Source organism: Oleiphilus sp. HI0079 (genome assembly GCF_001635105.1).
In genome coordinates, this window is the sequence record NZ_LWFT01001321.1 from 1 (window position 1) to 1,052 (window position 1,052).

Genomic DNA, 1,052 nt, shown 5'->3' on the forward strand with positions numbered 1-1,052 from the left:
CTTGGCCTGGGTTGTTGCGAACGTACTGCGCGGCTTTGATCTTACGAACCAAATCTTCTGCGTCTCGACCAATGCCTTCTGCGGTGATTTCCATTGCCTGAATCACGCCATCTGGGTCGACGATGAACGTACCACGATCTGCAAGACCTTGATCTTCACGCATTACTTCAAAGTTGCGCGTAATTTCACCTGTTGGATCGCCGATCATTGTGTACTTGATCTTGTTGATCGTATCTGAAGAATCGTGCCACGCTTTGTGCGTGAAGTGTGTGTCAGTAGAAACTGAGTAAACCTCTACACCACGTGACTGCAGCTCTTCATACTTGTCTGCCACATCGCCAAGCTCTGTTGGGCAAACGAACGTAAAGTCTGCTGGATAGAAGAAGAACACAGACCATTTGCCTTCCGTGTCTTTATCGCTTACTTCAATGAACTCACCGTTTTTGAAAGCTTGCGCGTTGAACGGTTTGATCTTGGTATTGATTAGTGCCATGTCAGTTTCCTCTTTGAATGGTGACACCGGAGTGTCGTTAGTGGCTATTGCCTTAAGTTCGAGAGTAAGAATAAGCTGACTCGACAAATCCGTAAATTTGAATTAACTTGAAACTCTATTCTATTTTTTAGAACGACAGCGATGCGCTCTGTTCGAAAAGCATTTCTCAAATGAGGGCCCTATGATTTCCATTAAGCAACTTAACTATGCGAGAGCCGTTGGACGCACTCTTCATTTCAAGCACGCGGCAGAAGAATGCAATGTCAGCCCATCCGCTTTAAGCACCGCACTCAATGAGCTCGAAAATCATCTCGGAATGAAAATCTTTGAGCGAGACACCAAGAAAGTGCTGATCACGCCCGCAGGAAAAACCGTACTTGAACGCGCTGAAAAAATATTGGTTGAAGTCGAAGACCTCCAATCGATGGCAACACTGAACCAAACACCATTAAGCGCGCCGATGTCGGTCGGGTTTATTCCGACAATTGCACCGTTTCTGCTACCTAACTTATTAAAAGAGATCAACACTAAGCACCCCGGCTTTCAGCTCATGGTTAGT

General features: G+C 45.9%; 2 protein-coding genes. One reads left to right on the top strand and one right to left on the bottom strand.

The genetic code is table 11. The features are described from left to right. Positions 1 to 493: alkyl hydroperoxide reductase subunit C (gene ahpC / locus A3750_RS22885; RefSeq protein WP_068548910.1), on the bottom strand; the 493-nt coding region annotated here is incomplete at its 3' end. Positions 494 to 674: 181 nt separating this feature from the next. On the opposite strand from ahpC, the gene A3750_RS22890 reads away from it, so the two are divergent. After that, positions 675 to 1,052 (top strand): LysR family transcriptional regulator (locus A3750_RS22890; RefSeq protein WP_156498868.1); only part of this gene is annotated, 378 nt, incomplete at its 3' end.